Source organism: Corynebacterium sp. KPL2830 (assembly GCF_040225635.1).
Classification (GTDB): domain Bacteria; phylum Actinomycetota; class Actinomycetes; order Mycobacteriales; family Mycobacteriaceae; genus Corynebacterium.
Genome location: NZ_JBEHFR010000002.1, coordinates 63,174 through 86,104 on the forward strand (window position 1 = coordinate 63,174; position 22,931 = coordinate 86,104).

A 22,931-nucleotide genomic window follows, 5' to 3' on the forward strand; every position below is an offset into this window, starting at 1 on the left:
ATGAAATTAGCGGTTATTGGCGGCGACGGTATTGGGCCGGAAGTAACGGCGGAAGCCCTGAAGGTGTTGCGCGCGGTGCGCAGCGATATTGAAACTACCGACTATGACTTGGGCGCGCGGCGATACCTGCGCAATGGCGAGCTTTTAACGGACGCAGACTTAGCCAGCTTGCGCGAGCACGATGCCATTTTGCTGGGTGCCATCGGCGCGCCAGGCGAGGTTCCTCCAGGCGTTTTGGAGCGCGGCCTGCTATTGAAGATGCGTTTTGCGCTCGATCACCACGTGAACCTGCGCCCTTCCATTTTGTATCCCACGGCCCACTCGCCGTTGGCTAACCCTGGCGAGATTGACTTCGTCGTGGTGCGTGAAGGTACCGAGGGCCTGTACTGCGGCAATGGTGGCACGCTGCGGGAAGGAACGCCGCACGAGGTAGCCAGCGAGGTTTCGCAAAATACCCGCTTCGGGGTAGAGCGCGTGGTGCGCGATGCTTTCGAGCGGGCATCGCAGCGCCGCCAGCACCTGACCCTGGTGCACAAGACCAATGTGCTCGTCAACGCCGGCGATCTGTGGCACCGCACGGTAGAAGAAGTTGCGAGGGAATATCCGCAGGTGGAGGTGGACTACAACCACATCGATGCCGCGACCATCTACATGGTGACGGATCCTGCCCGTTACGATGTCATCGTGACCGATAACCTCTTTGGGGACATCTTAACGGACTTAGCAGGTGCTATTACTGGCGGAATTGGGTTGGCTGCTTCGGGCAATATTGATGCCTCGGGCGAGAACCCCTCCATGTTTGAGCCAGTGCACGGTTCGGCACCCGATATTGCTGGACAAGGCATCGCGGATCCGACTGCGGCTATCTTGTCGGCGGCGATGCTTTTGCGGCAGTTGGGTGATGAAGCCAATGCACAGAAGGTGGAAAAGGCGGTGGCGGAGGACATCGCCAAGCGCGGCGATGCCCCAATCAAGACCGTCGAGGTAGGAGACCGCATCGCGGCGAGCCTGCAAGCTTAAGCGCGAGGAGTCCTTTGTGTGAATGCGGTGTTGGCAGCGAACTGAATAATCTTTGCAAATTAACACCGCAAACTTTGCACACATGTAAAGGCTACCTTTTAGTAGGATGGCCGTTATGCGTTTAGGACGAATTGCACACCCAGAAGGAATTTGCTTTGCCATCATTGACGGGCCACAAGACGCCCCGATGGAGGAGCTTGTAGCTAAAGAGATCTCCGGCACCCCGTTTACCCCGCCGGAGCCCACCGGCCGGGAATGGAAGCTGGGCGAGGTGCGGCTCTTGGCGCCGACCCTGCCCACCAAGGTAGTGGCGCTCGGCCGCAACTATGCCGACCACGTGGCGGAGGTATTTAAGAAGTCCTCCGATAAACTGCCGCCAACCATCTTCTTGAAGCCCTCGACTGCGGTCATCGGCCCTAATGAGGCCATCAAGATTCCGGATTATGCCACCAACGTGGAATTTGAGGGCGAGCTGGCCGTGGTTATTTCCAAGCCATCGAAGAATATCAAGGCTGAGAACTGGAAAGACCACGTGCTCGGCTATACCATCTGCAACGACGTCTCCTCCCGTGACCTGCAGTTCAAGGATGGTCAGTGGGCGCGCGCCAAGGGCATTGATACCTTCTGCCCCTTGGGTCCGTGGATTGAAACGGACCTGGATAGCTTGGATCTTGATGATCAGAAGATCAATGCGTACCTGACCCACGATGGTTCCCGTGAGCAGAAGCAGGATTCCAATACGGATCAGATGATCGTCAAGATGGGCGGCATCTTGGAAGAGATTTCTGCCGCATATACTTTGCTGCCTGGCGATGTCATCACTACCGGATCGCCCGCCGGAACCGCCCCGATGGTGCCAGGCGATACCATTGAAATTGAGATTCCAGGGGTTGGCACTTTGCGCAATACCATCTCTAGGGCGCAGTAGGTTCACCCAAAAGCAGCTGCCGCTGGCGAGGTACTGGTAGAAGGAGAACGGCGTGCCGGAGCATTCGCATCAAGGCCACCACGGGTCTGCGCCCAGCGCACAGGAAATGGAGGAGCGCTATCGGTCTGCTGCGCAGGTGTGGTCGGGGAGTCCGAATGCCACGCTGGTGGACTATGCCAGCGACCTTCCAGTCGGTACCGCGCTCGATATCGGCTGCGGGGAAGGCGCCGATGCCCAGTGGCTGCACGAGCGTGGCTGGCAGGTGCTCGGCATCGACTTTGCCCCGACGGCCGTGGCTCGGACCAAGGCGCGGGGAGTGCCCGCCGAGGTTGCCACCTTTGATGAATTCAGCCACGCCCCATTTGATTTAGTCACCGTGCATTACGGCAGTGTCCGTGCCACCGCACGGGAAGTAGCACTGCTGGAAAAGCTCGTCGCCAAGGGCGGAACCTTACTCTATGTTCACCATGACATGCAGTCAGAAGAGATTGCCATGCCGGAATGGCTGGCGGAAAACCTGACCGAATTGACGGTGCAGACCTTTCGGCGATCGCCGCGCCGTGTTTCTGGCGGCGCGGGAGCCCACCACACCAGCGATGTAATCCTCGTGGCGAAGCGGCTCTAAGTCGCACCGCTTAAAGGCTCAGCGCCCGTAAGATCGTCTGGAGCTTGGCGGTGGTTTCTTCCAGCTCCGCTTGGGCATTGGAGGCACCCACTACGCCGCCGCCGGCCCAGGCGCGGGCGGAGAGGCCATCGCCGGCAACTTCCGCGCAACGGATAGCTACCATGTATTCACCGTCGCCGGAGCTATCGCACCAGCCGACGGTGCCGGCATAGAAGCCGCGGTCGGTCTCTGCGGTCTCAATAAGCGCCTGCGCCGCTTCCGTCGGCGTGCCACAGATTGCGGGGGTGGGGTGGACAACTTCTGCCAATTCCAGGGCGGTGAGGTCTTTATCCCGCAAGGTACCGGTAACCGGCGTGCCCAAGTGCCACATCTCATTGGTGTGTATGAGCTGCGGGGTATCGGGGATATCGAGGCTGCTGCACAGTGGTTCTAGCACCTTGCGCAGGTGATCTACCACAAAGGAATGCTCGAGCAGATCCTTGGCTGAGTGCAAGAGGTCTTGGCTGGCAATGTGGTCCGCCGCTTTATTGGCCCGGCGCGGGGTAGAGCCGGCGAGCGGGAATGCAGACACGGTCGAGCCTTGGCGCTTGATCAGCACCTCTGGCGAAGAACCGACCAGCATGGCCCCTGGGCGGCCCGCAGGGGAGAGATCCGCAATGAAGCCATCGCGGTTGACGGAGAGATCGATAAGGCGCGCGGCCACCAGCCGCGGATCGATGGGGGAGGTAAATTCGATATCGACCGCGCGGGCTAAAACCACCTTTTCTAGCTTCGAGGTTTCGATGGTGCCGATGGCCGCCTCCACGCGGCGTAGGTGCTCTTCGGGTTCTGGATCAAAGCCCACGACGCGGGACTTGAGCGTTTGATTGCGGTAGAACGCATGTGGCTCTAGCGGGCCGTCTTCCCGGATGATTGATTCTGGCACGGTCAGGGCGGCGGGGGTATCGGAATCAAAGGGGATGGCGCCAACGACCATCTCGGCCTCGCCTCGGTGCAGGGCGTCAACCGCAGCCTCGGCACTGGTAAAGGTGTTCCGCGCACCTTGGGTACGGACAGACCCCGTTGCCCGGGAGAGCAAAAAATCGGGGGCGGTGCTTGGTCTGTCTTCGTGCATGGGGATCTAGCTTAGTGCCTCATTAAAAGTTGGTAGAAATTACCCTCCGCCAAGCGTGTGGATACCCTCTGGCACAACTGATGTAACTATTGTTACTTAAGTGGCTATTGTGACTAAAGTTTTTCTCCGATTTACCTATCTCTTGACCTCACTGCTAGTAATAGGCGCAGCTTTAAGCGTGCCGGCAATGGCGCAGGAACAAGAAGATGTCGGATCACCGGTAGAACCGACGCACCCAGTGCCTGTGCCAGAACAAGACCACCACTCCGGCGAGCCCGTGATTCCAGAACCAGATGGCTCGCATTTGCTTCCAGAAGGCGTCACTGAATCGACGCCCCGCGATGTTGAGGCGCACACGCCTGATGACGGTGAGCCACCAGTTCCGGGTAATTCGGAGCCGGCTCCTCCTGCACCTTCTGCTGATCCCAGCATTAATCCTGATCCGCCCATTGCACCGGGAACTATGGAATCGCTCGAGATGGAGCACGAAGGAAAACAGCGCCGCTACCTCGTGCGTATCCCCGATAATTACTCGCCCGAGAAACCATCCCCGGTGCTTTTTGGATTTGGCGGTTGGGGAGATTCCCCGGAAAACTTCTCCAGTTACGCCCGAATGGGAAATACGTCAGCCACCGATGAGGCCATCATCATTTACCCGGAGGGCTACGAACGCGCTTGGGAAGCAGCGCCATATGCCAAAACTCATGACGGTGAAGATATCCGCTTTATCAAGCGCATCTTGGATGCTGTAGATGCGGACTATCACGTGGACCGCAATCGCGTCTACGCCATGGGAATGTCCAATGGCGGGGGCTTTACTTCCGTATTGGGCTGTCACGCGCAAGATACGTTTGCTGCGGTTGCCATGGTCTCCGGAGCTTTTTATAACCCCGTTGAAACCAATTGCGGGGATGCGCCAATGCATACACTTATCATGCACGGCACCCGCGACCAGATGATGACCTATGAAGGCGGTGACCGGCACGAAGCTGGTTATCTACCTGTGCGCACCGTCTTGGGAGGGTATCTCAACCGCAATCGCTGCGATATGACCTTCCAATCCCAGGCGGATATTGGAGGAGCCGAGCGCCTGAACTTCAACGGTTGCCAGAAGGACGTGGAATTGGTCAAGGTGCCTGCCGAACACACGTGGTTTTGGCAGCCGGATACCCCAAATGTTGTGTGGGACTTCCTTTCCACCAAGACACGCGTGTAGCCCTAGACGGTACTTTTCAGGCTTCTAGTCGATGCGCGGGATCTGCGTCGTGGCATCATCAGCCTGCGGCGGCACTGGTTGTTCTGGCTCCTCAGGCTGTTCGCCGGCTAGCTTCTTCTTTCGGAAGAATTGGACATAGACCAATAGGCCAATTCCTAGCACCAGCGCGAATGCACCGAGGCCCGCCAAAATGCCCGCCCAAAAGCTGCTCTTGGTCAGTGAGGCGGTGTAAGCGGCACCGGAAAGCGCCTCATTGTTGTGGTCCTTGCCACCCGCAGACGCGTTGGGTGCCGGCGCCGAGCTGCGGTTCTCAGACTTAGCGCCCTTAGATTTGCTGTCCTTAGACTTGCTGCTCTTTGACTGTGGGGTAGCCTTGCCCGCAGATTTCTGGCCAGAACTTCCGCCGGATTTGGATTGCGCGGCCTTAGAACCGGAGCGAGAGCCGCTGCTTGCCGATGCTCCCTTCGACGAACCCCCACCCGAATTGCGCGGCGCAGCACCAGAGCCGGCCCCAGAACCGTGGGCTTGGTTGGTCTTGCTCTGGCCAGAACCGCGAGCAGAGCCCTTGGTGGATCCGGACTTCGACCCAGACTTGGAGCCTTGGTTAGATCCCTGCTTCGAACCAGATTTCTTGGCTTCTTTCGAGCCTCCGGATTGGCCCTGCTTCGCTGGTTTATTGCCGGATTGATCCTTGGCGTCTTTGTCTTTCTTTTTATCGCCTTCGAGGAATTTTTGGCCTTCCTTCAGGGTATTTTCCAGCTCCTTATCCAGGCCCGCGATGGCCTTATCTACGCCTTTAATATCCTTGGCCAGCTGTTCTGGGCGGGAGGTTCCGCCCGAAGGGGCACTGGCCTCGGCATCGTCGGATTCTTCGTAGTCGACACCGCACAGCTCTGCTGCATCCGCATCATCGCCGACGAGGAATCCCGCGTGCAGGTGGTGGCGGGAGCCATCGGGAAGCTCAAAGGTAAAGCTGACGGCGTAGGTGCCCGGCTTGGTAAAAGCGAAGGCGGGGTGAGCGTGGGATCTGCCGGGATAATCCCAGGCGGTCCCGTCCTCGGTATCCATCCGCACCTTAAGCTCGCCGATGCCCTCATTTTGGAAGGCCACAATGCGCCCATCTTCGGGCCCGGACGCGATGGCCATGCTGAGAGTCGCGGTCTGCTTGGATCCGAGGTAGTCCTCGGAGAGTTCTTGGGTATTAAAGCCCAACCACGGAACATCCTCAATCTGGGTTTGCGGCAGCACCCATCCTTCCTCGGGCAAGGATGGGATATCGAGAGCAGAAATACGCTGCTTGTTCTTATCCGCTACCTCGACCGCGAATTCTTCCGACTGGTATTCCTTGCGTGCGTGGTCATCTTTGACCACAAAGTCGATATCCCCGCCATCATCTTTCAACGCCATGTCTTGGTGGCCTTCGGTAATGCGGATAAAGTCCTCAGCGCTGCAGGTCTCTGCGGCATGCGCGGTGGTTAGAACGGAAGAGGGCAGGCCCACACCGGTGAGGGTTCCCACGCTGAGGAATCCGGCGGTGCCTAGGGCAAGAGCGGTACGGCACAAGGGTTTCATGATTCGATGGTTTCCTTTCGTGGGGTGTTCTCGGAAGCGTTCGCTGGCACGCGAAGAGAAGAGTGGCCTGGCTTGCGGCGAGAGCGTAGGAAGGGATGCAGGGCCCAGACAATGAGAAAGAGGACCGTGAGCGTGAGCACGATGGTTGCGCCCGCGGGAAGATCGATGGCCCACGCCAAATAGATGCCAAAGAAGCTGCACACTGTGCCGATGATGGCGGAGAGGAACATCATCGTGGTCAGGTTGGCCGTGAGCAGGCGCGCCGTGGCGGCCGGGGTAATCAGCAGGGCGAGGACCAAGATATTGCCGATGGTGCTCACGGAAATGACCACCGCGGCGGTCACGCACAGGTAGAGGATGATATCCAGGGCGAAGACCGGCAGGCCCATGGCGCGGGCGGTCTCCCGGTCCAAGCAGGTGGCGTTCAGCTGCGGACCAAAGGCCACGACCACTGCCAGGACCACCAGGCAGACGCTTGCGGCGACGGTGATATCTGAACGCGAAACGCCGGTGAGCGATCCGAAGAGGAAGCTGGTCAGCGATGCGCTATAGCCATCCGTGCGCGAAATAATCACCATGCCCAAAGCAAAGGCGGCGGCAAAAAATATGCCGATGATGGAATCCGCGCGCACGTGGTTGCGTTGCGAAAACGCAGCGATGAGCACCGCGACGACCGCGCCGGCAACCGCCCCGCCCAGCAACACCGAAGTCTGCAGCGCAAAGGCGATGGCCAGGCCAGGGAACACGGCGTGCGAGACGGCATCGCCAATAAAGGCCATGCCACGCAGCACCACATAACAGCCGATGACCCCGCACACGATGGCGGCGATGAGCGAAATGCCCACCGCCCGAGCGAGGAAATCGAGGTGGGGATTGGTCAAATCCCGCAAGAAATCGATAAATGAGATATCAATCATGCAGCTACTCCAATCGCAGCGAGCAACGGGGAAGAGGCACTGACGCCAAACGCGCGGGTCCACGGATCCTTCTTGGCCAAAAGCTCATCGGCGGGACCATCTGCAATAACCGTCCGATTAAAAAGCACCAGGCGCTTGCACGTGTGCGCCGCCTCCGACAGGTTATGGGTAGACATCACGATGGATTTTCCTTGCGCCGCAAGCTCGGCGAAAAGCTCTAATAAGGCCTCGGTATTTGGGGCGTCGAGGCCGGTAAAAGGTTCATCGAGTAACAAGACCTCTGGCTGAATGGCCAGGGCGCGTGCAATCAATACGCGCTGGCGCTGGCCGCCGGAAAGCTCCTCGATGGGACGGGAGGCAAATTCCTCCATATGTACCAAGCGCAGCGCCTCCGCGGCGGCTGCGTGATCCTTTTTCCCAGGGCGCTTAAACCATCCGATGAGCCCGGTGCGCCCGCTGAGCACGGTGCGGTACACGTTGATGGGAAAACCCCATTCCACCTCGTGGCGCTGGGGAACATAGCCCACAGAGCCGGTGACGGTGCACGTGCCAGAGGAGGGTATAAGACCCAAAATGGCGCGCATCAGTGTGGTTTTGCCGGCACCATTGGGGCCTAAGAGCCCAATGAATTCACCGGTGCCTACTTCGAGGTTGGCATCTTCAATAACGGTGCGGCCAGATAGTGCTACCTGCAGTCCGCGCACCTGAATGCACGGCTTAGGCATGGCCATCGCCCCGCTTGCGGGATTTCACGAGCACGGTAACACCAGCGATCAGCACGATTATTCCGCCGCTGACCAAAACATAAACCCAGACCGGAAGGGAAGAATCCTCGGTCGTGGCGTCTGCTGGGCTCCACTCCGCATCCTGGGCGGCCTTGATATCTGCGCCGTCGCCCACAGCGAAGGTCAGCACGCCGTCGGTACTAAACTCCTCGCCGTTTGTGGTTTCACCCTTAATCCGGATGCCCACCTGGTGGGTGCCCGGCTCAGTAAAAGTCCAGTTGGCGTGGGTGTGCGTATTGAGATCTACCCAGAACTCAGACTCGCTTTTTTCTGCCGTAGACCACAGCAGCTGGGGTGCCTCAAAGCCGCCGTTTTGCAAAAAGAGCGAAAAATCTCCTGGTCCGGAGTGGCCGAGGAATTCCATGGTGACGCCGCGATCGGCGTTATCGACAAGCGAAGGCGCCTGGGTATTCCACCCCAGCCACGGAACGCCGACCTGCTCAGTTTGCGGGACAACCCACACATCCTCACCGGATTGTGCGCCGACGAAGCTGAAGTCCTCGGTATCCGGCAGCGTTTGCTGGGCCGCATCGCCTACCGAAAATACCAGGTCATCGAGGTGGCGCCACACCGGGGATTCGCCCGCATCATCCCGGGCCAATAGCTCGGCATCAGACCCGTTGAGCAGCGTGCCGATATCAACGTGGCCCGCATCGATGACCTTTTCTTCGCCCTCTGGCGCAACGGTCTCATCCGCGCCGACCACCTGCGCGAGGTCGCTGGCCCAGGCAGGCGTTGCGGATACGGCGAGGCCCGCAGTGACGATGCAGGCCGCCGTGCGAGTGGCCGCGCGGGCAACGGTACGAGAGGCAAGGTTAAGCATGGTTATCTCCATTCGAAGGATGTAGGCAACGCTGCAGAGAGTCAGCATTGAATTTCATGAGGTCGATATAAGTAGGCACGGCATCATCAAGCGTGTCGCCGTAAATGGGGCACAGCTCCACGTTTTGTTGTGCGGCGGCTTCCTTCAGCGTGCTGGCGCTGGCTTGCTCCACCGGTTCCACAAAGACCGCAGGAAGGTGCAGGTTCTCCAGCGTTCGGCGCAGGGCAATGACCTCTCGTGGTGAAGGCTCAATGGCGGGATTGGGGGTTACGAACCCGGCCACGGAAAGGCCGTAGCCCTGCTCTAAGTAGGCGTAGCCGTGGTGGGTGGTGACCAAGTGCCGATTGCTCTGCGGAATAGAGGAAATCGCGCGGTCTATGTACTCGTCCAGCTCGCGCAATTCCGCGATATAAGACTCGGCGCGGGCGCGGTAATCGGCGCCGTGCGACGGATCCGCATTCGCCATTTCTTCAGCGATGACATCGACATAGGCAATGGCATTGTCCACGTTGTGCCATAAGTGTGGGTCCACCTCGCCGTGGATATGTTTGCCCAAGACCGCCTGGGGGAGCAGGTACGTATCCGCGCCGGGCGTGCCCAAAAAGCGATAAGCAGGATCCGGTGGAATGGGCTGCAGGACCGAGGAGGGGACCGCCACCGCGGTATGCGCGGGGTCAAAATGCTGGTCTTGATCGCGCAGATCAATAGATCTCTCTGCTACATCAGCGGCGATATCCACGTGGCCGGAATCAATGACATCCATATCTTCCGGCGGGTTCACGCCAACCGCGACAGTTAGGTGCTCTACCTCCGTGCCATCTGCCTGAAAGCCGAGCTTATAGATGCCCGGTTCCGAAAAGCCCCACGAGACGTGCGTGTGCGCATTAGCAGGGAGGGTGACCGCGTCATCGCCAGCTTCGATGCCATCGGCGCTATTAAATAGCACTTCCGGCGTACCGAAGGTGGAGACCACGTAGGCAGCGACATCGCCAGGGCCCTCGGCAGAGACCATGCGGAAGTCGACGCCGGAGTTGCGCTGTTCGGCGCCGCTGATGCGCAGGCCCAACCAGATGGCATCCAGGGAGACATCTTCTACCAGCGGCACGAGGGTCGCTCCCCGGGTGGAGGCCGAATCTGCGACCTCTACCACGGGTGCATCCGTGGACTCGTGCAAGGTATCTATCAGGGACTGCGGTTCCAGGAGGTACCCATTGCTCAAGGCAAGATCCGCATTGGCCACATTGCGCACCGTGCGCAGCGTCGGCTCAAAGGTGTGCGGGTCCTTTCCACTGGGGATGAGTCCGGTGACCGAGGCATCCTCGCCAGCGACGTGGCGCGCCATATCCGCCAAAATCGGCGTTGTCGCCACCACGCTGAAGCGATCCGAGGTATCCACCGCTGCCGAGGTCGTGCATCCTGTCGCAAGGAGGGAGACGCTAAAGAGCGCCCCGACGGCCTGCAGCCCGCGCGGTACGAAACGGTAGTGGGGCACTGGCATTAATTCTTTGCCCTCGCGACAGCGAGCCGTGCGATGCCCAGGCCAAGGAACAGCATGCCCAGACCGAGCACGCCGATACCGAGCGGCATGGTGGGGGTCCCAGTATTGGCGAGAGCCGCGTTGCCGCCCTTTCCGGATGCGTTCGCACCGGAACCGCTAGCGGCATCCTGGCCAGCGCCGGAGCCATTAGAGCCCGCGCCGGCTGCGGCGCCAACACCGCAGTCGCCGCCCTCCGGGTTTACTTCCGCGCCCAGGTCAAAGTGGCCATTATCGAAGGCACCATCTGGCTTGCCGCCGCCCACGACGAAGTGCAGCGTTGCCTGGCCGGCTACCTGCTTGTCGGCGGAGGTTTGGGCCACTTGGCGGATGGTGACGTCGTAGGTGCCCTGCTTTTCGAAGACCCAGTTAGGGTGCACGTGGGTATTGGGCGCGATATTGTAGCTGCCTTCAACGGCGCCGTTTGCGCCGCGGAACCATTCATCACCGACGATCTTGCCCAGGCCACCCTGGCTGTAGACCATCATGGCGCCAGGGCCCTTCATATCAACGAGCTCCCAGGTGACGTCACCCGGAATGTGCTCGCGCATGGAAGGGCTCTGGGTATTTGCACCGAGCCATGGCACGCCATCGACCTGCGTAGAACCGATCATCCACGCTTGGCCGGCCGATACGGGACCAACATCTTCTGGCAGTTCGACGCTGGAATTATCGGAGAGGTAAAAAGTCGCGCCATCGGCATCGCGCCACTGCGGCGGCGAAACCGTATCGTCTTTAATCTGCGGGATAATACCCGGCCGGCACTCTGGATCCGAGGACTGACCATCGCTTGCGGCGCTGCCGCCCTGTCCACTCTCGGAATTGCCATGTCCGGCTTCATTACCGGAGTTGTCTGCAGCGCCGTTGCCGCCCGCGGAGCGGTGAGTGGAGGTGGCATCGCCGCCTTCGCCCACCTGCCAGGTATAGGTCACCGCGTTACTGGTTTGGCCGTTGGAGGAGGCTTGGACGGTCATCTCATACGTACCGGCCTCGCTGAAAGCCCAGTTGACGTGGCGGTGTGCAGGCTGTGGCTGGTTAATCACCTCGCCGCTGGTGAGCTCCATCGAACCGGAATTGGTCACGGCGCCGACGTTGCCGAAACCAGAGGTTTCAAAGACATAGACCGAGCCCGGCCCAGAAATATTGGTGAATTCGAAGTCAACGTTGGTAAAGCCACCATCGCGCGCCGGCTGAGTATCCCAGCCTGGCCAGATGATATTCGGGTCCTGGGTTTGGGGCAGGAAGTAGGTCGATTCGCCAATCTCGGGAACGCCCTCGGTGGCATCGGACCATGCCGATTCCACGACTTGGAGCAGTACGTCATCGCCAGGGCGCTCGACGTGTGAACCTGTGACATCTTCCTGCATGGATAGGTGCAGCTGGCCGTCCGGCGCAGTGACGTAGAACGCATCGATATGGCCGGAATCAAAGACATCCTCGAAGGCAAAGGCCGGTGAGGCCGGAACGAAAAACGCGATAAGGGCGGTAATCACCGCCGCGATGATGCGGCTGCCAGGCCGGTGAGCTCTGGTGCGTGAAATGGTGTTGGTATCCATGGTTGATATTCCTTTAGAGCGTTTGGGCTGGGGTTCCCATTTGCTGCGGATTAGTAGTTAGATGCGCCAGCCAAAGCGCTCACGAATGAGGTCTTGGTTGTCGCGGAAGAAGTTGTAGAAGGCCTTGAAAGTGATGCCAAGGACCGCGGGCAAGACCAGGGCCCAAGGATTAAACGAGGACCCTGCTGGAGCCGACGGCTTAGATGGCTCGGATGGCTTGGAAGGCTTAGACGGTTTCGATGGCTTGGACGGCTTTGCCGAGTCCGAAGGTTTCTCGGATGGCTTCTCGGAAGGCTTTTCCGATGGGGCATCGGATGGCGCTGGCGTAGAACAGGACTTCACCGCCTCATCACCAATGGCAAAGGTCAACGTCTGTGGTTTGGATGCAAGTTCTTTGCCATCGGTGGTAGTTGCCGTATAGGTTGCCTCAAACGTGTAGATGCCCGGCTTGGTAAAAGCCCAATGGGTATGCTTGTGCGATGCGAAAGTGGTCTCGATCGTGTGATCGTTTTCGGCGGAATTGGCAAGGACGTCATAGCCGACACCCCTGGCCTTATCGATGTATGCGCCCCACTCAGCGCCCTCTGGCGTGTGCGTGGGCTTGAGGTTCAAATTGACCGTGCCATCTTTCATCTTGGAATAATCCAATTTTTCGGTGTTATACCCCGGCCAGATGATGGCTTGGTTCTGCGTCTGCGGCAGGTGGTAGAAGCGGTCTCCGATATTGCCAAGGAAATCGAACTTTTTATCACCCAGCTGCTGGCCGCGGGGAGTAAGCGCGTTTTTGTGCACGCCGAGCACCACGTCATCCAGCGAGCGGTCTACCGACTCCTTATCTACTTGGCCTGTGTCATCGCGCAGGACAGTGCGGAAACCGTCGTCAGTAGGCAGCGCCTTGATATCGACGTGCCCGCGGTCAAGTACCTGCTTTTCGCTGCAGCGTTGAGCCTCCTCGTCCTGTGGCGGTTGATCTGGTGCCGGCGTATCGCCGGGCGCAAGTGAATCGCCAGCCCCAGGATTTTCGCCTGGAGTAGCGGCGTTCCCGTCCGCGCTGGTAGAAAGCTCGCCTTCTGCTTCGTAGTTTTCACCGAATTCGAAGGGCTCGGCTAGCACCGTGCTACCGTGGCCGGCCTTGACCGTGGAGTGCGGGAAGACGTTTACTTTGGCAATCTTGTTCTCAAAGTACTCGCCATTGGTAAAAGTAGCCCCTCCGTGCCCGTTGGTAATTGGGGCTTCCACTGGCGCCGTGGGTTCCGCGTCGTTCTTGTCGTCATAGAGACCACCGGTCATCACGCCGCTGAAGTTATTATCATCCATGTCGATGATGATTTTGGTCCCGCCTTTACCGTGCTGGCGCATCCGCACCGTGTAGCCGGTTTCTTGCAGCGTTACCTCTTCGGTGGGGGCCAGTTCACGCGGATTGGAGCTTTCTTCCCAAGCCTCCGCTTCAGCGGAAGAATCGGTGTGGGCGGGAGAGCCTGGGGTAAACTCCACCTGCTCCGAAATCCAGCGCGGCGCATCGCCTTCTGGAGTAAAGACGGCCTGGATATTGGACGATGTTGGGCCCATGTACTCATCCCACTCGGCGTGGCCGTCGGCGACGGGCAGATCGGTGAGGAAGTAGCCATCGATAAGCAGCGTAAGCGTGCCGGATGCTTTATTTTCCGCATCAAAGGAAATGGTGGTGAGCTTATCGTCACCGTCTTTTTCCGGATTCTGCTTTTTGTCCATGCTCAGGCTGTATCCGGCGGCGGCGGCATCGCCGGAGGAGGCGCTATCGAAGCGCTCCTTGAGACTGGGGGTCTTTTCATCCTTTGGCTTTTGCCCGCCCACTTGATAGCTGGTGGTCTGCGGCTTACTGGCCACGAGCTGCCCATCCGCCGTGCGCGCGGTGGTGCGATAGGTCAAGCGATAACGGCCGGGCTTGGTAAAGAGAGTGGCGTTATGAGTGTGGGTACCGGCATTGAGGTATGTGGAGTGCGGTGAGTCTTGGAAGGAGCCCAGCATGCGATGGAGCTCGGCGCCGTCTTCATCGTCCTTGTTGGTAAAAAGCTCCACGTCGCCCGGGCCATCCACGCTTAAAAGGTCGAGGAAGGCGATGTTATCGCGGAAATCTTTCACGGGAAGCCCAGTGTCTGCGCCGAAACCGATCCAGATGGGTTCTTGGTTGGCGGAGGCCTGGTAGGGAGCCGTGTAGTAGGTGGTGCCTGGGTCACCGATGTAGTCCTGCGTGCCGTTTTCAGGCAGGGAATACATAAAGTTCTGGTGGCGCTTACCGTCCTCGTCTTCGCGGGTATAGCCTTTGCCTATCCAAGCAACGGTGTCATCGATAAGCGGAGTTTGGCCGGAAAATTCGGATTTCAGCAGGAAGTTGTCTTCTTCCCAAAAGCTCTTGGGGGAGTCGACGTGGGTTTGGGTTGCGATGTGTTTGCCATCGTCTGGGCCGGCGTAGGCGGTAGCCGGGGTGATCAGCGCGATCGTGCTGAGCGTGGCTATGAAGCGGATACGAGGAGATGCCACCAGCGCGTTACCTTTCTGCAGTTGTCAGTAGTTCACCTCGAAACTATAGAAAATGATTCCCAATACTGAATAATCGATTGAAAACCGTTCCCGTTTACCTGTGGGTTTATAATGAAACTCGTTATCATCTACCCCTTTTTGTGTGTAAGAAAGTAAATGAAGACGCACTTTTGGGTAGTAGAGTGAGGCGCTGGTTTGGGCTGGTGCGGACTGTGTCCCGCGGCTCCACTACGATGGTGGCCATGACTGAAGTTCGCGTTAGATTTTGCCCTTCTCCCACTGGTACCCCGCACGTCGGCATGGTGCGCACCGCCCTATTTAACTGGGCCTACGCCCGCCACACCGGCGGAAAGTTGATTTTCCGAATCGAAGATACTGATGCTGCCCGCGACTCGGAAGAGTCCTACCAGGCCATCATTGATTCCTTGACCTGGCTCGGATTGGGCTGGGATGAGGGCGTCAATGTGGGCGGCCCGCATGAACCGTACCGGCAGTCCCAGCGCATGGACATTTATAAAGACGTGCTCAATAAGCTTATCGATGCCGGGCACGTCTACCCCGCCTACTCCACCGCGGAGGAAGTAGAAGAGCGGCACAAGGCAGCCGGGCGCGATCCTAAATTGGGCTATGACAACTACGACCGTGACCTGACGCAGGAACAGATCGAGGCCTTTGAGGCTGAAGGCCGCAAACCTGTCTGGCGCCTGCGCATGCCGGACAAGGATTGGGCCTGGACCGACCTCGTGCGCGGCGAGATGTCCTTCAAGTCTGAAACTCAGCCTGATTACGTGGTGGCGCGCTCCAACGGAGCTCCGCTCTACACCCTGGTAAACCCGGTAGATGACGCGCTGATGCGCATTACCCACGTACTGCGCGGCGAGGATCTTCTCTCATCCACCCCGCGCCAGCTGGCAATGTATGACGTGCTGAAGGAAATCGGCATCGCGGAATTTACTCCGGAGTTTGGTCACCTTCCCTTCGTGATGGGCGAGGGGAAGAAGAAGTTGTCCAAGCGCGACCCGCAGTCCAACCTCTTCAATCACCGCGATAACGGCATCATCCCCGAGGGCATGCTCAACTACCTGTCGCTGTTGGGTTGGTCCCTGTCCGCGGATCAGGACATCTTCAGCATGGATGAGCTGATTGAAAGCTTCGATGTAAACGACGTTCTGGGTAACCCGGCCCGCTTTGACCAGAAGAAGCTCGAGGCCATCAACGCCGACCACATTCGACTTCTCGATCCTGAGGAATTTGCCTTCCGCCTGCGCAATTACCTGACGGAGTACACCGACTTCCCGGCCGATTATGATGGCGAGAAATTCGCCTTCGCTGCGGACCTGGTGCAAACGCGCATTAAGACGCTTGCCGATTCCTATGGGCTACTCAGCTTCCTTATCACGCCCGATGCAGAGCTCACCTTGGACGAAAAGGCGGCCAAGAAGAACCTGAAGGAAGATGCCGTCCAACCCCTCGAGGTGGGCATTGACACCCTTGAAGCGGTAGAGGAGTGGAAGACCGATGCTATTGAAGCCGCGCTATCCAAGGCGCTCATTGAGGACCTAGAGCTAAAGCCGCGCAAGGCCTACGGTGCGCTGCGCGTAGCCATTTCTGGTGCCCAGGTTTCGCCACCGCTGTTTGAGTCCATGGAGCTTTTGGGCAAGGAGTCCACCTTGGCGCGCCTGCGTGCTGCCCGCGAGGTAACTCCGTACGTTCCTGCGGCCGAGTAAGGCTGGCACCACCAGAAGCATGGTGGGCGCAGCCCGCTAAAGCGGCGGATGAACATCGAACTACACAGATGTCATCTGCCGCTTTAGTTTAGCTCAAGAAAAACGCCTAAAAATGCCGGTTGCGCTGGCGATTTGGCGCATTGGATAACGATCATTATAGTTATAACACGTTGCAGCGAGCAAGGGAGCGCAGCCGATAAGGATGCGGTTCCAAGCGAGTGAGCAAATGGCCTATGGTGTAATTGGCAACACAGCGGTTTCTGGTACCGCCATTCTAGGTTCGAGTCCTGGTAGGCCAGCAGTGAAAATGCTTTTAAAGCAGGCTCACTAGTTCTATGCCCCGTTCGTCTAGAGGCCTAGGACGCCGGCCTCTCACGCCGGTAACACGGGTTCGAATCCCGTACGGGGTACAAGTAAAATGATTCCTCCAGCCACCACGGTTGGAGGAATTTTTCATATGCGCCCGCGGCTCAATCGGGACCAAAGTGGGTCTGAACTGGGGGATTTACCGGCGCGAAGTCCCTTACTATCTGCTGATTTGTATTGTGTTTACCCATCGTTTACTGTTTAACGAGTCCGCAGCAAGCAAGTGAGAAAGCAGCACTTCTTTTGATTTGCATGCTACGTGCGAACGAGCCCCGTTCGTCTAGCGGCCTAGGACGCCGGCCTCTCACGCCGGTAACACGGGTTCAAATCCCGTACGGGGTACATATTTTGGCTGCGAGGTTCACCGCTCGCAGCCTTTTCTTTTGCCATTTTTTCTCGCGTCTCCAGGGGGCTAGAGAAGTAGATTAAGTGGCGTTTAAACGGCTCTCTCTGCACCACATGGAGCATCGCGTTGTGGGGGTGCGGTGAGCGAGGGAGGCATCGGAAAGCGCCTGCTATGGCCCCAGAGCCCGCCCTTCGCGCTCACTGGCTATGCGAGAGCTGGGGTGGGTTGTGGGCCTCCGTGAGCGCCAAGGGAGGGTGGTGGCTCGACCACTGCAAGAAAGAACGCCCAGCGAGCCTCTCAGGCTGCACTGGGCGTTGTTCGAAGGTGGAAGCTAAGCCATGACCTTCGTCTTCTTAATCGCCTTCTGGAGGCGCTTGTGGTAGTTATCCATGGCTGGGCGCAAGAACAGGCCGAGGATGAGCGCTGGGATGGCGAAGAGGAGGAGCATGCCGAGCTCGTGGAGGATATCGGCTTCGTAAATGCCGGCGATGGCGCTGCGGAACGCGTCGATGCCGTAGGTAGCCGGCAGCCACGGGCTGACATTTTGGAACCATTCCGGAAGCAGCGGCAGGGGATATGCGCCGCCGGAACCGGAGACTTGGATAACCAAAAGCAGGACTGCGAGGGCCTTACCCGCGCTATCGAATGTGATAACCAGTGAATATATTATCAACATAAACACCAGTGAGATTATCCACGAGGCAAAGAGCATCATGAATGGGTGCTCGGGTTTGATCTCCACAAAGAAGATCAGGCTGAGGACGACAAGGGTTGCTTGGGCGATACCGATGAGCCCGAACGTAAGGAAGCGGCCCAAGAAGGCTTGGTTCCTAGTGAAGTGGTCCTTCTTGTCGAGGCCTTCGTTCTTCTTCAAGAATTTGCGCTCAGCGTTGGTGTGCACCAGCACACAGGCGAGCAGGGCGCCCACCCACAGCGAAAGCGTGAGATAGAACGGCGTCATTCCAACACCGAAAGCAGCAACATCGTAGATGGGCTGGCGGTCCACATTGACCGGCGAGGCGATGCGGGAGGCCAGAAGCTCGGGGTCATCGCCAATGAGACCGGCGAGCTGGCTGAGGTCACCGCCGTCGCGGATTTCATCGATCTTTTGGCTGAGTTCGCCAAAGCGGCCTGCCTGCTGCTGCAATGTGCCGGATAGACTTGCGGTTAGATCGCGCACCCGCACGAGTGCATCGTTGTCGTCAGAGACGGTATTGCGGATGCCCGCGATATCGCGCTTGACCGCATCAACATCGCTAGCAACCGTACCTACACTATCTCCCAGAGCCGCTAGCTGTGGCTTCAGATTAGAGTTATAGGAGTTGCGGGCGTTTTCGACGGCCTGCTTGGCGCTGGCGATCGCATCTTGCGTTTGCTGCTTAAAGTCCTGGGAATCCCCGCCACTTTCGATGTTATCGGCTGTAGAAGTCAAAGAATCGTGCAGCGCATTGCTCTGGGCAATGCTGGCATCCAGCTGCCCCATCATAGCCTTATATCCTGCCGCTACAGGGCCTGGAAGGTCGACCTTATCGGCTTCCTTCTGGATGCTGTCTTTGACGCCTTGGAACGCGGCGGTTTGCTGTCCCACGCGGTCTGCGGCAGTGCGGAAGGTCTGGGCGGTTTGCGCGGAGGTGGCGCTGGCGTTGTTCAGCAATTCCTCGATTTGTGAGGATAGTACCTCGTAGCTCTGCGTCGTTGCGGCAAGGGAAGCATCCAAGGAACCAGTGGATTCATCCAGCGTGGACTTTAGGATATCGATGGGGGAATCGCCGTTGTCATTGGTCGTGCTGGAGGCTTGGTTTCCCGCCTCATTCAGGATGTTATTGGCCGCCTGGGTGAGCGGAATGGTGGAATCTACCAGGTTGCTCAGCGCCATGACCGTGCCAGAGGCCGCATCGAGGCGCGACTGTACGGTATTGACTCGGTTGTGCACGTTATTGAGCGCAGCCTGGGTATCACCCTCATCAAGGTACTGGTCTAGCGAGGAAATGACGCCTAGGCCCACATTGGATACGACGCGGGTAAATGACTCATCGATCTTCTGGATCACACCGGTAGCACTGCGTTGGGTAATCGTGGTCGACAGCGCGTTCTTCTTCTCATTGGTGTAGAGATTGAGCTTGCTCGGCTCGGTTCCTTCCACATAGAAGGTGAGGAGGTTGGAGCTAAAATCCTTGGGCAAGACGATGCCGGCGTAGTACTCACCGGATTTGGTCCCTTCTACGGCATCATCGCTGTTGGTGAGGACCCAGTTGATTTCGTCGTTGCGACTGAGCTGGGATAAAACCTCATCGCCTAAGTTGAGCTTAAGCGAAGCGAGGTCGCTTTGGTGTCCCTCATCCTCACTGGCGACGGCGATTTTGAGCTGTTTGGTGTTGGCAAATGGATCCCAGCTGGCGAGCACGTTAAAAGTGGTAAAAAGCAGCGGGATAATGGCGAGGCCGAAAATGATGACGGCGGTCATTACGTTGCTACGGATGGCCTTAAGGTCATCGCGGAGAATGGTCAGGATATTGTTCATGACTTATCTCCCTTTCCGGATTCTTCGCCGTCGTCGGCGGGCTTATCTGTAGTATCGCCCTGCGATTGTGGGGCAGAAGATATTTCGGGGTGTTTATCTGACTGGACATCTTCTAGCCGATATTGATTGGGGTTTTGGCGTTGATGCTCTAGGTGCTGCTGAATTTCTTCATCGCTGAGATCCGCCAAGCGGTTATCGTGCGCGATGCTTTGTTTAACGTATTCCAGCGAACAAATGACCGCGACCGCAATCAGCGCCACGAGGCATGCAATGCCGAAAAGGATCGCTTTCTGGTCCGGCATGAACCGGGAGCAAATCACGAGCGCGAGCACCAAGGCCACCCCGATGGCAATGGTCAGCTTCATCAGCTGCGAATAATTCTTCCGCGCGGTCATCCACTTGGTATCCAAGCTCTTTTGGTATCCCTCGCGGTCTGCGGAGGCATACAGAAGATCGGTGAAGCGGTAGCGGCTGCCAATCAGGTGGACCTGCTCGTTGATAACGAGCCCGCCCTTGGCCAGCTCGTCATTGACCAGCATGGTGACGTTGGACAGGCTGCGCCTTAAGAGTGTGCCCATGAGGTAGGCAACAACCGCCATTCCGGTCAGCGCGGCGATATCGCGGATGTAATGGGTGCCGTAGAACCCGCCCACCGTCTCGCGCATCGCGTCGATGCCGTAGGTAAAGGGCAAGAAGGGGTGGACGGCGCGGAAGAAGTCCGGCGTCATCTCGATGGGGTACAAGCCCGATGCGCCGGGAATCTGAATGAAGGCAAAGACCACCGCTATGCCGCGGCCCACGTGACCGAATGTCGAGACTAGGCCATAGGTAATGTTGAGGTAGCACAGGCTGATGAATACGGAGGTAAGGACATAAGCGGTGGCGCTGACGTGCTCAACGCCGATGACCAAGTTACCGATGGAAACGATCAGCGCCTGGGCAATGGCGAAAAAGCCGAGCAGCAAGAAGCGCGAGAAGTACGCCTTAGTGATGGTCAGATCCCGGCGGCCCTGTGGGTCAACCTCGGCGCGGAAAATGATTAGGAGCATAAACGCGCCGATCCACAGCGTGAGGTTGATAAACAGCGAGGACATGCCGGAGCCGTAGTGCGTGACGGGGAAGACCGCATGGCTTTCCATCTCTGCAGGCGAGGAGAGGAAGGAAGACACGTGGTCCGTATCAAGACCGTTGACGGACTTCAGCACGGTGTTGTTATTGGCCGTGTTGCTTAAGGCAATAACATCGGTGCGCGCGGAGCGAAGGCCTTCTTCGACGCGATCCAGATCAACCGAGAAGCGCTTTACCACTTCTTGGGCGTGGGTTAGCTGCTCGTCGACGCCCCCGAGAAGCCCGTCCGTTTGCCCAACCAGAGCCTTTTGGCTGTTGAGCGAGGCAGATAGGCGTCCGGCGGTAGCTGAGACATCAGACAGCGCAGAATTGAGCTTAGGCAGGCCGTTGGCCACGTCATCGCGCAGTCCGTGGGAATCATCGCGGGCCTGGGACGCCATGGAATTGAGCAATTCCGAGGTTTTATTCAGCGAATCAAGGGTGGCATTGGTATCGCTGTTAAGGGAATCCAGCTCTCCTAACACCGCCCGGTTTTGATTGTTGCGGTCGCGCAGATCAGAGACCGACTGGTTGATCTGCTGGGAGACCTCTGGCGGAAGTGCTGGCAAGGAAGCGACACCGGCTAATTGGTCGATGGCTTTATCCGCCTGGCCGAGGATGCCTTGGGCGCCGTCGGTGGCGGCATCGACGCGGTTGAGAGCGCCGGTTAACCGACCGGTGACAGAACCGATATTGGCATTGGCGTTCGCGGTGCCATCGGCAACCGCAGTCGTGCCTTGGATATAAGCAGCTGTTGCATCGTCGGCGAAGGAAGTTACTTCCTTTTGCACCTCGTCGGTCAAGGAGGTGACCTGGTTTAAGGCCTGCTGCGCGTCATCAATCGTGGTCTGCACGGAGCCTAGCGACGTGCGCGCCTGTGCGATAGTGGGGCGCGCATCGTCGATAGTGGCGTTGACATCCGCTAGGGAATTGCGCGAATTGGCCACGGTATCGGCGGTCTCTGAGAACGAATTCGCGGTATTGCCCGCGGTGCTATTGATCCTATCGCTGAGGTCGCCGCCAGAGTTTCTCAGCTCGGTGGAAACCGATTTCGCGACGTTTTCATTAAAGGTCGCGCTAATCGTGGTTTCGAGGGTAGAAGAACCAGAGTCGGTGACCTTTGGCGCAATGGCATTGATTTTCTCATTTACCTGGTACTCCAAGGTGGGCTGAGAATAAGTGCCTTGGAACAGGCTGACAAAGTCAGAAGAAAAATCTTCCGGCACGATGATGGAGGCAAAAACGTCGCCAGATTTTACGGCGTGTTCAGCTTCGCCGCGGTCCATAAACTGCCAGCCGAGCCTGTCATTGTTGTGCAGCTTTTCCATCATTTGCCCGCCGACGTCAATATCGCCGGTGAGATCTGACGAGGCACCCTTGTCCTCGTTCACCACGGCTACCTTGAGGTGTTCGGTATTGCCATAGGGATCCCAAAAACCGGAGACATTGACCCAAGAATATAAGGCAGGGGTAATCATCAAACCAATGAGAATCACCCAGACTTGCGGCGTCCGCCACAGGCGGACGAAGTCTTGGAGAAAAAGCTTCCAACTAGTAATCACTCGAAAGACCGTAGCACCGAAACGGTGTTAACTAATAGTCAAGCGGGCAGATTCCGCGAAATTGACAGCTTGGTTACCTCTTAGCCACCGTGCTCCGCGAACGACTGCGGCTAAGGTTAATAAAAGGTTAATTCACGCTGGGCTAATACGTAGAAAAGCGCCGCCATAATCCATGCACCAAAGCGGTGGATTATCGCGACGCTCGGGCGCTGCAGGGCGCTTGCCGGCGAGGCTTAGTGCTCGTCGTAGTGGTCACCGTGAGCGGCGTGGCGGTGACCGTCGTGGATGTAGTCAACGTGGTCGCCGTGCGGGACAGCAACGTGGCCGCAGCCCTCACCGTGGGCGTGGTCGCCGTGGGGTTCAGCCTCAATGTGCTCGTTGGTCTCGCATTCGTCCCAGTGGCCTTCGTGCTCGCGGTGGATGTGGCCATCGTGGACGAAGTCGGTGTGGTCCTTGTGTGGGAAAGCAACGTGGCCGCAGCCTTCGCCGTGGGCGTGCTCGTGTTCAGTGTGGGTTGCGTGAGTCATAATCATGAATCCTTTCCGTGTCTTGGTCGGGGAGTGACCTTCTCGTTTTCACTCTGTTTTCATTAAATCATGTTTTCAGTTCGGTTTCAATAGCGTGCGGGAGATTTTCGATATTTCTTCAATAGGCCACGATGGGGTGGGGTATGCAGGGGTGAGACGTGACAA

The 22,931-nt window shown here is 58.1% G+C and carries 16 protein-coding genes and 3 tRNA genes; 8 read left to right on the forward strand and 11 right to left on the reverse strand.

Features of this window, described 5'->3' with window-relative positions:
- The 3 genes from ABRP87_RS01200 to ABRP87_RS01210 all read left to right on the forward strand — a co-directional run bounded on the left by ABRP87_RS01200 (position 1) and on the right by ABRP87_RS01210 (position 2,573).
- The gene (locus ABRP87_RS01200) at positions 1–1,020 is read left to right on the forward strand and encodes a 3-isopropylmalate dehydrogenase (protein WP_349867226.1); all 1,020 of its coding nucleotides are present in this window, start codon (positions 1–3) and stop codon (positions 1,018–1,020) included.
- A 115-nt stretch (positions 1,021–1,135) separates the two neighbouring features.
- Complete coding sequence (locus ABRP87_RS01205; protein WP_284782948.1) at positions 1,136–1,948, forward strand: fumarylacetoacetate hydrolase family protein; 813 nt, start codon at positions 1,136–1,138, stop codon at positions 1,946–1,948.
- A 52-nt stretch (positions 1,949–2,000) separates the two neighbouring features.
- Positions 2,001–2,573, forward strand: coding sequence for a class I SAM-dependent methyltransferase (locus tag ABRP87_RS01210; protein WP_502879269.1), 573 nt, complete (start codon positions 2,001–2,003; stop codon positions 2,571–2,573).
- Positions 2,574–2,583: 10 nt separating this feature from the next.
- Here ABRP87_RS01210 and ABRP87_RS01215 read toward each other — a convergent pair whose 3' ends face one another.
- Positions 2,584–3,687 (reverse strand): isochorismate synthase, encoded by a 1,104-nt coding sequence (locus tag ABRP87_RS01215; RefSeq protein ID WP_349867227.1) that lies wholly within the window; start codon positions 3,685–3,687, stop codon positions 2,584–2,586.
- A gap of 109 nt (positions 3,688–3,796) precedes the next feature.
- On the opposite strand from ABRP87_RS01215, the gene ABRP87_RS01220 reads away from it, so the two are divergent.
- Complete coding sequence (locus ABRP87_RS01220) at positions 3,797–4,903, forward strand: CE1 family esterase (RefSeq protein ID WP_349867229.1); 1,107 nt, start codon at positions 3,797–3,799, stop codon at positions 4,901–4,903.
- Between the two features lie 24 nt (positions 4,904–4,927).
- Here the strand turns inward: ABRP87_RS01220 and ABRP87_RS01225 are convergent, their stop codons facing one another.
- The 7 genes from ABRP87_RS01225 to ABRP87_RS01255 are packed head-to-tail and all read right to left on the reverse strand — an operon-like array spanning position 4,928 to position 14,610.
- On the reverse strand, positions 4,928–6,475 hold the full coding sequence (locus ABRP87_RS01225) for a choice-of-anchor M domain-containing protein (RefSeq protein ID WP_349867231.1): 1,548 nt from the start codon (positions 6,473–6,475) through the stop codon (positions 4,928–4,930).
- On the reverse strand, positions 6,472–7,392 hold the full coding sequence (locus ABRP87_RS01230; protein WP_349863112.1) for an anchored repeat-type ABC transporter permease subunit: 921 nt from the start codon (positions 7,390–7,392) through the stop codon (positions 6,472–6,474). The genes ABRP87_RS01225 and ABRP87_RS01230 overlap by 4 nt, the downstream gene beginning before the upstream one ends.
- Positions 7,389–8,123, reverse strand: a complete 735-nt coding sequence (locus ABRP87_RS01235) for an anchored repeat-type ABC transporter ATP-binding subunit (protein ID WP_349863110.1) — start codon at positions 8,121–8,123, stop codon at positions 7,389–7,391. The genes ABRP87_RS01230 and ABRP87_RS01235 overlap by 4 nt, the downstream gene beginning before the upstream one ends.
- Positions 8,110–9,000, reverse strand: a complete 891-nt coding sequence (locus tag ABRP87_RS01240) for a choice-of-anchor M domain-containing protein (RefSeq protein ID WP_349863107.1) — start codon at positions 8,998–9,000, stop codon at positions 8,110–8,112. Before ABRP87_RS01240 ends, ABRP87_RS01235 begins: the two co-directional genes overlap by 14 nt.
- Entirely contained in the window at positions 8,993–10,498 is a 1,506-nt protein-coding gene (locus ABRP87_RS01245; protein ID WP_023026430.1) for an anchored repeat ABC transporter, substrate-binding protein, read from the reverse strand. The genes ABRP87_RS01240 and ABRP87_RS01245 overlap by 8 nt, the downstream gene beginning before the upstream one ends.
- Complete coding sequence (locus tag ABRP87_RS01250; RefSeq protein ID WP_349867233.1) at positions 10,498–12,090, reverse strand: choice-of-anchor M domain-containing protein; 1,593 nt, start codon at positions 12,088–12,090, stop codon at positions 10,498–10,500. The genes ABRP87_RS01245 and ABRP87_RS01250 overlap by 1 nt, the downstream gene beginning before the upstream one ends.
- 57 nt (positions 12,091–12,147) lie before the next feature.
- Complete coding sequence (locus ABRP87_RS01255; RefSeq protein WP_349867234.1) at positions 12,148–14,610, reverse strand: choice-of-anchor M domain-containing protein; 2,463 nt, start codon at positions 14,608–14,610, stop codon at positions 12,148–12,150.
- Positions 14,611–14,843: 233 nt separating this feature from the next.
- On the opposite strand from ABRP87_RS01255, the gene gltX reads away from it, so the two are divergent.
- From gltX to ABRP87_RS01275, 4 genes are all read left to right on the forward strand, one after another.
- A complete protein-coding gene (gene gltX, locus ABRP87_RS01260) occupies positions 14,844–16,337 on the forward strand; it encodes a glutamate--tRNA ligase (RefSeq protein ID WP_349867317.1) in 1,494 nt (497 codons plus the stop codon).
- Between the two features lie 227 nt (positions 16,338–16,564).
- Positions 16,565–16,636 (forward strand) — tRNA-Gln (locus ABRP87_RS01265).
- Positions 16,637–16,674: 38 nt separating this feature from the next.
- Positions 16,675–16,747: transfer RNA gene (locus ABRP87_RS01270), tRNA-Glu, on the forward strand.
- 225 nt (positions 16,748–16,972) lie between these two features.
- Positions 16,973–17,045 (forward strand) — tRNA-Glu (locus ABRP87_RS01275).
- Positions 17,046–17,380: 335 nt separating this feature from the next.
- Here the strand turns inward: ABRP87_RS01275 and ABRP87_RS01280 are convergent.
- The 3 genes from ABRP87_RS01280 to ABRP87_RS01290 form a co-directional block, all read right to left on the reverse strand.
- Entirely contained in the window at positions 17,381–19,570 is a 2,190-nt protein-coding gene (locus tag ABRP87_RS01280; protein ID WP_349867236.1) for a YhgE/Pip domain-containing protein, read from the reverse strand.
- Complete coding sequence (locus tag ABRP87_RS01285; RefSeq protein WP_349867238.1) at positions 19,567–22,239, reverse strand: YhgE/Pip family protein; 2,673 nt, start codon at positions 22,237–22,239, stop codon at positions 19,567–19,569. Before ABRP87_RS01285 ends, ABRP87_RS01280 begins: the two co-directional genes overlap by 4 nt.
- Positions 22,240–22,472: 233 nt before the next feature.
- Positions 22,473–22,766: a hypothetical protein gene (locus ABRP87_RS01290; protein ID WP_349867240.1), complete on the reverse strand. Its 294-nt coding sequence runs from the start codon at positions 22,764–22,766 to the stop codon at positions 22,473–22,475.
- Positions 22,767–22,931 lie beyond the last annotated feature (165 nt).